Origin of the sequence: Pararobbsia silviterrae, assembly GCF_003628125.1 — a bacterium.
Taxonomy (GTDB): Bacteria; Pseudomonadota; Gammaproteobacteria; order Burkholderiales; family Burkholderiaceae; genus Pararobbsia; species Pararobbsia silviterrae.
The window spans coordinates 20,010-29,950 of sequence record NZ_RBZU01000024.1 but is presented as its reverse complement, the minus strand read 5'-3'; the positions used below and the strand labels follow the sequence as shown (position 1 = coordinate 29,950).

11 protein-coding genes and 1 pseudogene are annotated in these 9,941 nt (G+C 60.7%); all 12 read left to right on the top strand.

Annotated features, from left to right (window positions below; genetic code table 11):
- A pseudogene (locus tag D7S86_RS30030) lies at positions 1 to 402 on the top strand (hypothetical protein); the annotation flags it as partial.
- A 220-nt stretch (positions 403 to 622) separates the two neighbouring features.
- Entirely contained in the window at positions 623 to 1,258 is a 636-nt protein-coding gene (locus tag D7S86_RS28450) for a hypothetical protein (RefSeq protein WP_121091502.1), read from the top strand.
- Positions 1,206 to 3,305 (top strand): phage terminase large subunit family protein, encoded by a 2,100-nt coding sequence (locus D7S86_RS28445; RefSeq protein WP_121091501.1) that lies wholly within the window; start codon positions 1,206 to 1,208, stop codon positions 3,303 to 3,305. Before D7S86_RS28450 ends, D7S86_RS28445 begins: the two co-directional genes overlap by 53 nt.
- 2 nt (positions 3,306 to 3,307) lie before the next feature.
- Positions 3,308 to 3,511 carry a phage head-tail joining protein gene (locus D7S86_RS28440; protein WP_121091500.1) on the top strand — a complete coding sequence of 68 codons (204 nt, stop codon included), beginning with the start codon at positions 3,308 to 3,310 and terminating at the stop codon, positions 3,509 to 3,511.
- A gap of 2 nt (positions 3,512 to 3,513) precedes the next feature.
- Complete coding sequence (locus D7S86_RS28435) at positions 3,514 to 4,917, top strand: phage portal protein (RefSeq protein ID WP_121091499.1); 1,404 nt, start codon at positions 3,514 to 3,516, stop codon at positions 4,915 to 4,917.
- A gap of 62 nt (positions 4,918 to 4,979) precedes the next feature.
- Positions 4,980 to 7,055 carry a prohead protease/major capsid protein fusion protein gene (locus D7S86_RS28430; RefSeq protein WP_240648450.1) on the top strand — a complete coding sequence of 692 codons (2,076 nt, stop codon included), beginning with the start codon at positions 4,980 to 4,982 and terminating at the stop codon, positions 7,053 to 7,055.
- Between the two features lie 32 nt (positions 7,056 to 7,087).
- Positions 7,088 to 7,465 carry a DUF2190 family protein gene (locus D7S86_RS28425; protein ID WP_240648449.1) on the top strand — a complete coding sequence of 126 codons (378 nt, stop codon included), beginning with the start codon at positions 7,088 to 7,090 and terminating at the stop codon, positions 7,463 to 7,465.
- Between the two features lies 1 nt (position 7,466).
- Positions 7,467 to 7,763, top strand: coding sequence for a head-tail joining protein (locus tag D7S86_RS28420; protein WP_121091497.1), 297 nt, complete (start codon positions 7,467 to 7,469; stop codon positions 7,761 to 7,763).
- A gap of 32 nt (positions 7,764 to 7,795) precedes the next feature.
- Positions 7,796 to 8,179, top strand: coding sequence for a hypothetical protein (locus tag D7S86_RS28415; RefSeq protein ID WP_240648448.1), 384 nt, complete (start codon positions 7,796 to 7,798; stop codon positions 8,177 to 8,179).
- A gap of 30 nt (positions 8,180 to 8,209) precedes the next feature.
- Positions 8,210 to 9,142: a phage tail tube protein gene (locus D7S86_RS28410; RefSeq protein ID WP_166444172.1), complete on the top strand. Its 933-nt coding sequence runs from the start codon at positions 8,210 to 8,212 to the stop codon at positions 9,140 to 9,142.
- Positions 9,143 to 9,170: 28 nt separating this feature from the next.
- A complete protein-coding gene (locus tag D7S86_RS29705) occupies positions 9,171 to 9,545 on the top strand; it encodes a phage tail assembly chaperone (protein ID WP_158602120.1) in 375 nt (124 codons plus the stop codon).
- Positions 9,546 to 9,583: 38 nt separating this feature from the next.
- Positions 9,584 to 9,925, top strand: a complete 342-nt coding sequence (locus tag D7S86_RS28405; RefSeq protein ID WP_158602119.1) for a DUF1799 domain-containing protein — start codon at positions 9,584 to 9,586, stop codon at positions 9,923 to 9,925.
- The last annotated feature ends 16 nt before the right edge of the window (positions 9,926 to 9,941 follow it).

The window sequence follows — 9,941 nt, the reverse complement described above, 5'->3', positions numbered from 1 at the left end:
TCTGTTGACAAAATGGGCTCCACCACTCGATTTGGTGGGGCCTACTCTGGACACTCGCCGCTGCCATGTCGAGACGGTGATGGGGCAACGCTTACGTTACAAGCCTCGCGCGACAGAGCGCAGAACGAAACAACCGCATCGCGTCGACGCAAGCGGCGCAATCCGACGAAAGACGTTCGCTATTTCGTCGGTCGACCTGGTGGCGGTCGCTTGCCCTTGGGCGTGTGGGCTCGATATCAGTTTGCTCAAGGCTATGCGGTGCGACCGATATTGATGTTCGTTCGATCGCCGAATTACTCGGCTCGCTTTCCGTTCTATGACGCGGCGGATGCGGTGATGACGGCGACGTTGCCTGGTGAGCTCGAGGCAGCGATCGCGATGGCGGTTGCGACTCGTCGATAGACGCCATTGGTGAGCCGCGTTGGCTCGCTCAACCTGCCTGCGCGCGCTCGCGGCGATGCGTTGGGCGCGTGGATGCGAATCATTCTCATGCCCTTGGGTCCTTCCCGGACCTCGGCCCATGCGGGTAATTCGAGCCCCGTCAAACGCGTCGTCGCAAGCTTTTTTCAGGGTGGTCACTCAGGTGGTCAGGTGGTCACTTCGGGTGGTCAAAGGTGGTCATATGGCCGAGGTCAGTCAACGCGCGTTCGCACGTCACATGGGCGTCGCGCTCAACGCCGTGCAGAAGGCAATCAAGGCGGGGCGCATCAGTCTGACGTCGACCGGCAAGATTGATGTCGACGCCGCCGAGCGCGCGTGGCGACGCAACACGGACGAAAGCCGTCGTTCATTCGAGGATCTGTCTCGCCCGTCACGCGCGCTTTCGAGCACGGCGACATCGTCGCCGCCGGCAGATCCTGACGACGACGATCTACCGCCTGCCGGTGCAGGCGAAGACCCGCACATGGCCGCTTATCGCGCTGCGCGGGCCGCACGAGAGCAGACCCGTCTCGAGCGCGAACGAATGGAGCTGGAGCGTGATCGCGGAAACACGCTGTCACTCGCGGACGCACAACGCATGGCATTCACCGCCTTCCGCACGGTGCGCGACAACGTTATGAATGTGCCCGTGCGAGTGAAAGACTCGCTCGCAGCAGAAGCCGATCCGTCGCGTGTCGAGGCGATGCTCGAAGAAGAGCTGGCGCGCGCCCTGTCATCGATTGACGCAGCAACGTTGATGCGCGACAGCGACGAGGAGGAGAACGATGGGGGCGATCGATTCGTTTCTGAAGACGATTACGGAGGCGATTCGACCTGATCAACGCATCGGCATCGCCGAATGGTCCGAACGTCATCGAATCCTGCCGGAGAGCAGTCCGGAGCCTGGGCAATGGCGCAATAGTCGAACACCGTATCTCGTCGGGATCATGGACGCGCTCTCCGGGCAGTCGAGCAGCGTGACGCGATACGCCCACGATGATGCGCGTCTTTTCGACAACATCGGCATCGTGATCGTTGGCCTCAAGAAGGGCCACCAACTCGGCGGCTCCGCGCTCGGCGAGAATTTCATTGGCCGATGCATCACGTCGGCGGCCGGCAATATTCTTGCCGTGTTCGCGACGAAGGACGACGCTGAAAAGTGGGAGATGGATCGCTTCGAGCCGATGCGTCATTCGACGCGCGAGCTGCGCAAGCGCGTGAAAGATGCGAATCGCAAGGGCAGTGATAACACGAAGCTGCGCAAGCGATTTCCAGGCGGCCTGCTTAATCTCGTCAGTGCGACGCGAGCGGGGCGTCTGAAGTCGACGACGGTCCGATATGTCCTGCTCGAAGAAGTCGACGAATACGAGCTGAACGTCGATGGCCAAGGCAATCCGATCGACCTCGCGATCAATCGGACAAGCAACTTTGGTCGGCGCGCAAAGATCTTCGCGAATAGCACGCCGACGATCAAGCGCCGATCGCAAATCGATCGGCTATTCGAGCGCGGCGACCAACGCCGTTACTTTGTACATTGCCCTGAGTGCGGGCGTCCACAGTTTTTCGACTGGCACGCCGGGATGAAATGGACGCCCGGCGATCCGTCCACTGTTGTGTACCACTGCCAGGCGCTAGGCTGCGGCATCGGTAGTCCAGAGCATGCGTGGAAAACGCGCGGGTATGAAGGCGCGTACTGGATGCCCACGGCGGCCGGCGATGGAAAGACGGCGAGCTTTCACCTTTCGGCGCTGTATGCACCGCTCGGATGGCGCCCGTGGGCCGAGCTGGCAGCCGACTATGAACTCGCGCTGACCGATCCGGAAAAGATGATTGCCTTCGTGAACAACGCGCTCGCCGAGTGCTACGAAGACAAGAGCGCGGAGATGAAGTGGGAGACGATCAAGCGGCGAGCTGAGGCATATCGCCTCCGTACGATCCCGATCGGGTGCCTGGTGCTGACCGCATCGGTCGATACGCAGAACGATCGTCTTGAGGTGGAGGTCTCGGGTTGGGGACGTGGGTTGCGGAACTGGACGATCGATCACGTCGTCCTGCGCGGTGATCCATCGACACCTGAACCGTGGGCCGCCCTAGACAGGCTTCTCGATGCGCCGATCACGAATAGCTTTGGTGTGCCCATGCGCATCGAACTGTGCGCGATCGACTCCGGCGGCAGTCGCACGCAGGACGTTTACGACTACTGCCGGTTGCGTCGCCATCGTGGCGTGTTCGCGGTCAAAGGGGCGCGCGATAAGCACAAGCCGATTATCGGCCGTCCGACGGATCAGGACGTCACCATACGCGGCAAGACCATCAAGAACGGCGTGCAACTGTGGCCCGTGGGCACTGATACCGCGAAGGATCGAATCTTCGGCACGCTTGCGGCGGACGAGGAACGGGAGGTCACGGAGCGCCGGATGCACTTCTCGACGGATCTCGAGGATGAGTATTTCGAGCAGTTGACGGCAGAGGCGTACAACGTGTCGAAGGATCGTTGGGACAAGCTGCGAAAGCGCAATGAAGCGCTCGATCTGAAGGTCTACAACTTCGCCTGCGCGTACCACCCGCGATTGCGTCTAAATGCCCTGCAGGACGCGGACTGGGCGGCACTAGAGGTTGTCGTTGAGCCGCGTGTGCGCGATCTCTTCGCTGCATCTTCCGATACGGCGCAAGAGGTGACGGCGGAGGTGGTCGACGAGACTCAGCCCGAGGCTGTTCAGACCTCGGGCATTGGGGAGGCGGCCGCCCGGCTTGGAAATCTGCTGACAGCTCTTCGTGATACGCATGCCGGTGAGGCGCCGGTAGCGACTGTCGAGCCGCAACGCGCGGAGCAACCGCAATCGAGTGCATGGGTGCCGCGTAGAGACAATTGGCTGAGGCGATAAATATGGCTTTCACACAGCAGGATCTGACGGCGGTCGAGCGTGCCATTGCAACTGGCGCATTGACCGTCGAATACAACGGAAAAAAGGTCACGTATCGCCATATGACGGAACTGCTGGCGGCCCGCGACGCGATCAAAGCGGATATCGCTGCAGCGAACCCTGCATCTCGTCGTCGGCCGAGCGTCGGCATCTATGAGCGATTCTGACTATGAAGCGCAACCTCTTTGATCGTGCAGTTGAATATTTCGCACCGATGCGTGCGGCCAAGCGATTGCGCGCGCGAATGGCGCTCGACTCGGTGCGCGGCTTCGATGGTGCCAAGCGTGGGCCTCGATCGGCCGGGTGGAAAGCCGGTGGCGGTAGCGCCAATGCGGAGCTTGCTCCCGCGCTCGCGACGCTGAGAAATCGTTCACGTGATCTCGTGCGCAATAACGGGCACATCAAGCATGCGCTTAACGTCAAAGTTGGCAACCTGATCGGCACCGGCATCAAGGCCAAGTTTGACGACGAAGCCCTGCAGGCGCTCTGGAACGATTGGATTGAAGAGTGCGACGCCGGTGGTTTGCTCGATTTCAACGGGATCCAAGCGCAGACCTGCCGTGCGATGGAGGAGTCGGGCGAGTGCTTCCTGCGCTTTCGGACGCGCACGCTTGACGATGATTTGACCGTGCCGCTGCAACTTCAGGTGCTCGAGGCCGACTTCCTCGATAGCAACCGAACCGGCCCTGTGCCTAGCGGCTTCTGCATCATGGGTGTCCAGTTCAATCTGATCGGACAGCGAACCGGATATTGGTTCTTCGATCAGCATCCGGGTGAAATTGCAACCGTGCCGCGCAACATGCAAAGTCGCTTCGTTCCGGCGGGTGACGTCATTCATCTATTTGACTCGACGAAACGTCCGGGATCCGTTCGTGGTTTGCCTGAATTTGCGGTCTCGATCTGGAAAGCACGCGATCTCGACGAGTACCAGGACGCCGAGCTGGTGCGCAAGAAGATCGAGGCGTGTTTCGCCGCATTCGTGACGTCGAGCGACGACGGATTTTCAGTCGGGAAGCCTATCGGGGCTGGTGCGTCCGCTGGAGGCCCGCGTGTCGAGTCGTTATCGCCCGGCATGGTCGAGTATTTGAGGCAGGGTGAGACCGTCGAGTTTGCGGCGCCCGCGTCGAACAACGGCTACGAGGCGAGCGTGCGCGTCGATTTGCGAGCGCTGGCGGCTGGCTCGGACATCACGTACGAGCAACTTACGGGCGACTATTCCCAGGTCAATTTCACCAGCGGCCGAATGGGAAAGATCGAGTTCAAGCGCATTCAAGAGCAGAAACTCTGGCTGGTGGTAGTTCCCTTGCTATGCAAGGTTGTCGCCAAGCGCTTTGTGTCGACGGCATACCTCGCGGGCGAAACCAAGCTGACGCGATGCAAAGTGACTTGGACGCCACATCGTGTCGAATTCATCGATCCGTTGCGTGAAGCGAATGGCTTGATCGCGCTGATCGACGCGCACCTCAAGAGTCGGCATCAGGTGATTCGCGAGCTGGGCGATGATCCTGACCAAACCGATCGCGAGATTTCGGAAGACTCGCTGCTTATCGAAGTGCCAGTAAGCGGCGGATGAAGTCACCGTCGTATGGATTTACTTGATGCCCGCAAATGCGGGCATTTTTTTAGGAGCTGACGATGCCCGCGAACGGCACCTCTCAGTCGACCGATGCGCAGGCGCGCGCATCGTCGATGCCGCTGTGTACGCGCCTCATGCCTGTGTCGTCGGTGAATACCGACAGTCGCACCGTCAATGTCACGTGGACGACCGGCGCACAGGTTCCACGATATGACTACTACCGTGACCGTTCGTATTTGGAGGAGCTGAGCACGGAGCCCGGTGCAGTGCGGATGGACCGGCTTCAATCCGGCGCAGCACCGGTTCTCAATTCCCACGATCGTTGGGGGGGCCTTGATTCGGTGCTTGGCGTGGTCAGTTCGGCCTCGCTGAACAGCGGCGCGGGCTCGGGTGACGCGCAATTGCGCTTCTCGAAGCGAGACAGCGCTGACCCTTATTTTCAGGACGTGCAAGACGGAATCTTGCGAAACGTCTCGGTCGGCTATCGAACGTATGCGGTCGACATGATCCCTCCGGGCCAGGAGGGCAACGATCAATGGATCTATCGCGCGACGGATTGGGAGCCCTACGAGATCTCGCTCGTGGCGATTCCCGCCGATACCGGTGCAACGGTACGCAGCGACGCATTCGAATCTCATCAACGCTTTTTCCCCTGCGAATACCACGATCGAAGCGCAGGCAATCAACCCGGTGGGGCGAGCGCCTCCCAGCGAAACGAAGGAACCACGATGCCGGCAACCCATGAAACCCAGAACCAATCGACGACCGCGGCGCCTGTTGATCCGAATGCGACGGTACGCAGCGAAGGCGCAGCGCCGTCCACCGACGCTGTCCGCGCCGAAGGGGTACAAGCGGAGCGGGAGCGCATGAAGGCGATCCGCGACGCGGTGCGTGCGAGCACGCTGCCGAATCAGCAAACGCTGATCGAAGATTTCGTCGAACGTGGTCTGTCGGCCGATGCGGTCCGCTCGCAGGTTTTGACGCTGCAGGCGGAGCAGTCGCAGTCGTCGCAGGTGCGTGGACAGTCGCAGATCGAAACGGTCACCGACGAGTCGGACGTGCGGCGTGCGGCGATGACCGATGCACTCGTGCATCGAATCAACCCGCGACACGCGTTGACGGACGCGGCTCGTCAGTATCGAGGCATGACGCTGCGTGAATTCTGTCGCGTCGGCCTCGAGGCTGCGAACATCGATACGCGCGGCATGGACGTGCGCGAACTCGCCGGGGTAGCGCTCGGTCTGTCCGCGCGCGGCGGCTATAACACGACGTCCGATCTGCCCGTCGTGTTCGGCAATGTGATCAATCGGACGTTGCGCGATGCGTACTCGGCAGCGCCGCGCAGTTTCACGGCGTGGGCGCGTCAAGGTACGCTGGCTGACTTTCGCGCGGCGACGCGAGTAATGGTCGACGGCGCCGTGAAGCTCGAGAAGGTCAGCGAGGCGGGCGAATACAAATACGGTTCGCTCGTCGACGGCGGCGAAGTGATCCAGCTCGGCACGTACGGCAAGATCGTCAACTTCACGCGCGCGATGATCATCAACGATGATCTTTCCGCGCTGCAGCGCGTGCCGATTTACTTCGGTCGTGCGGCGGCAAACCTCGAATCCGATATCGTCTACGGTGCTCTCACGGGCACCGCGAAAATGTCGGATGGCAAGGCACTGTTCGATGCGGGGCATAAAAACCTCGGCGCCGCCGGTGCGATCGGGATCGATACGCTGACGCTTGCGCGTGCGGCAATGCGTACGCAGAAGGCGCCCGGTGATGGTACGCCCCTCAACGCGACACCGTCGTATCTGATCGTGCCGGCGGCACTTGAAACGGTGGCTGGGCAGTTCACGAGCAATCAATACGTGCCGAACGATCCCGCGCAGCAGAATCCGTTCTTCAAGAGCCTGACGCCGATCGTCGAACCGCGTCTCGACGACTCGAGCACGACGGCGTGGTATCTCGCGGCGGACCCGGCAACGATCGATACGGTCGAGTTCTGCTACCTCGAGGGCGAAGAGGGTCTGTACACCGAGCAATCGCTCGACTTCGACGTTGACGGTTTGAAGGTCAAGGCGCGGCTCGATTTCGCGGCAAAGGCGATCGACTATCGCGGCCTCTTCAAGAATCCGGGCCAAGGCTAATAACGGGCAGGCGGTCCTGACGCGCGTGCTCGATGCCCGAGCACGCATCCTTTTCTCTCGAGATCAATCCATCGCATATGAAGAACTTCATTCAAGCGGGTCGCACGCTTGCGGCTACGCTCGCCGTCGCAGTGACGTCTGGGCAACTTGTCTTGCTGGGTAACACGAATCGTCCGGCGATCGCATCCGGTAACTTCGATGCCAATACCGAAGGTGTGTATTACCTCGAAGGCGTGTACGAATTGACGGCTGCTGCGGCAGCAGTCGGAACCGTAGGCGATGCTGCCTACTGGGACTCGACGGCGGGCAACGTAACCGCAACGGCCGCCGAGAATACGCTGATCGGCATCTTCTCGGAGCCCAAGGTCGCGAACGCCACGCTCGCGCGCGTGCGCCTGCCCGGAGCCTAACGTGTTTGACGCCGGCGTGTTCTGGGCGGCGTTCGCCGCCGCCGGCATGTTGAAGACGGCCTACGTCGACGATGTGCCCGGCGGCGTGCAAGTTGGGTTTGCCACTCCCGATCAGTTGGATCTCGATGGTCAGGTAACGGTCGCCGAATATCAGATCGAATATCAGGCTGCCGATCTTCCTGCACTTGCTCGCGGCTCGATTATCAAGGTCGACGAAGTCTGCTATCGCGTTCGTCGGCCGCCGCGTCGCAAGGATGACGGCTTCTTCATGCTTGCGGACTTGGAGGTCGCGAAATGACGACCCGTCGTGAGTCATATGTCGAATCACTTATGACGCAGTTGCAGGACGACGCTCAGCTACAGGCGATCGACGTGCAGATCGAGCGTTCGGTCTTCGATGCAGTCAGCGGTAGCGAAGCGCGTGTGCTTGTCGTCCACCGTGGGCGTGATGTGCCGACGCAAGACATCGGCGTCACGACACGAGAGTGCATCGTCATGCTCACGGCCGTGGTGCGCGACACCGCACCTGACCGCGCTGCCGACGAGATTTTCGAGCGCGCTCACCCGGTGGTGATGGCCTTTGATGCGCCGGGTCTGTTGGGCGTAACGGAGGGGCCGACCGACGAGCCGCGTGCAGCCGACGTGGAAGGTGGGGTTGGCGTCATTACGGTGCAGTACGTGTTCCAGTATCAGACGCCGACCGCCTCTTTGTAGGACGGTGTCATATCTATATAGAGGGCCTCGATGGCAAAATCCATCAAGAACACCGTCATTCTCGCGAAATTGCAGACCGCTATCGGCGCACCCGCTGTGCCGACCGGCGCGGACGACGCGATGTTGGTGACCAATCCGAGTCATACACCGGTCTCCGCGACGATGGTCAGTCGCGATTTGATCCGTCCGTACTTTGGCACTAGTCAGCAGCTTTCGGCCGGCGTGCACACAGAGCTGAGCTTCGACGTCGAAATCGCCGGGTCGGGTGTGCCTGGTACTCCGCCGGCCTGGGGACTCCTGCTTGTCGGTTGTTATTTCGCCGAGACCGTGACGGATGGCTCCGACGTCAAGTACGCGCCGGTCAGTCTGAAGCCGGACACGCCGCTCACGATTTACTACTATCTCGACGGCTTGTTGCACCAGTTGACGGACGCTTACGGGACCGTCTCTTTCGACCTCGAGTCGGGAGCGATTCCGAAGATGACGTTCAAGTTCATGGGGGCGTACAACGCTGTGACGGACACGCCGTTGCCCGCCGGCACAGACTTTTCGAAGTTCCTCACGCCGAAGCTCGCCCTTAGCGCGAATACGAGCTGGTCGATGTTTGGCTACACCGGACCGCTGAAGTCGCTGTCCCTCGATATCGCAAACTCGCTCAACTGGTTTCAACTGATCGGCGAAGAAGGCGCTGAAGTCGATGACCGTCAGCCCACGGGCAAGATCGTCATGGAGTTGTCGAAAGTTTCGGACCAGGATTGGTGGACTGCGGCGAAGGATGCAACGCTCGGGCCGCTGACGGTGCAGCAAGGGATGATGGCAGGAAACATCGTCCTGTTCGAAGCGCCTCAGGCACAGATTAGCAACCTGTCCTATTCCGACCAGAACAGCAAGGCGCTCCTCAATGGCGACCTGGGGTTGAGTCCGCAAAACGGAAACGACGAACTGGTCATCACGGTGAAGTAACTTTCCACGCACCCGAACGGGCCGCTATATGCGGCCCGTTCTCATTTCTGAGGTTGATATGACGATCTTCACTGTGGCCGAGCGGCCGACGTTCACTGCACCGGTCGAGTTCTCGATCCCTGGCAATGCCGACGATGGCGCTCCGGAAATCCACAAAGTCGTGATCGAATTCACGCGTTTGAAGCGCAGCGAGTTGCTCGCGTTTGTGCAGAAAGAGACGCAGAACATCGTCGACGACGTCAAGCCGCTTGTTGTCGGATGGCGAAATATTCTCGACGACCAGGGACAGCCTGTCCCGTTCACTTTCGAGAATCGCGATCGGCTCTTCGAGATCACTCAGGTGCCGAATGCGGTCCTCAGCGCTTTCCTCAGTCATTGCCGCGAGGCCGTGCGAAAAAACTGATTGGCGCGGCGCGTCGGTGGGCCGGCGGCGATGTCGACATGCGAATCGACTCGGGCGTGGTGGATGCCCTTGCTGCATTCGGTGCAAGCCAATTCGACATCGGGAGGGCCAATGCTCTGCGTGTCGATGGCGCGTACGAGGTCTATCCAGAGAACTGGCGCGTCGTGCAACTGTTCCTCGCCTTGTCGACACAGTGGCGCATGACGGCGCTCTCGACGATGGCCGATGCGAGGCTGATACAGACCGGGTTCGACTATGCAGCGGTCGAGCCCGTTATGCGCCTCACTGGCATCAAGTGTCGCCACCGCGCCGCGCTATTCAAGGATCTCCAGGTCATGGAAGACGCAGTGCTTGAGGTTGTGCTGCGCACGAACGATTAAGCGGCGTGTGGACCGC

Coding starts and splice junctions, on each gene's coding strand:
- D7S86_RS28425 (WP_240648449.1), top strand. CDS start 7,088: ATGCCCGAGCACGCATCCTTTTCTCTCGAGATCAATCCATCGCATATG.
- D7S86_RS28450 (WP_121091502.1), top strand. CDS start 623: ATGGCCGAGGTCAGTCAACGCGCGTTCGCACGTCACATGGGCGTCGCG.
- D7S86_RS28445 (WP_121091501.1), top strand. CDS start 1,206: ATGGGGGCGATCGATTCGTTTCTGAAGACGATTACGGAGGCGATTCGA.
- D7S86_RS28440 (WP_121091500.1), top strand. CDS start 3,308: ATGGCTTTCACACAGCAGGATCTGACGGCGGTCGAGCGTGCCATTGCA.
- D7S86_RS28430 (WP_240648450.1), top strand. CDS start 4,980: ATGCCCGCGAACGGCACCTCTCAGTCGACCGATGCGCAGGCGCGCGCA.
- D7S86_RS29705 (WP_158602120.1), top strand. CDS start 9,171: ATGCGGCCCGTTCTCATTTCTGAGGTTGATATGACGATCTTCACTGTG.
- D7S86_RS28410 (WP_166444172.1), top strand. CDS start 8,210: ATGGCAAAATCCATCAAGAACACCGTCATTCTCGCGAAATTGCAGACC.
- D7S86_RS28405 (WP_158602119.1), top strand. CDS start 9,584: ATGCGAATCGACTCGGGCGTGGTGGATGCCCTTGCTGCATTCGGTGCA.
- D7S86_RS28435 (WP_121091499.1), top strand. CDS start 3,514: ATGAAGCGCAACCTCTTTGATCGTGCAGTTGAATATTTCGCACCGATG.
- D7S86_RS28415 (WP_240648448.1), top strand. CDS start 7,796: ATGACGCAGTTGCAGGACGACGCTCAGCTACAGGCGATCGACGTGCAG.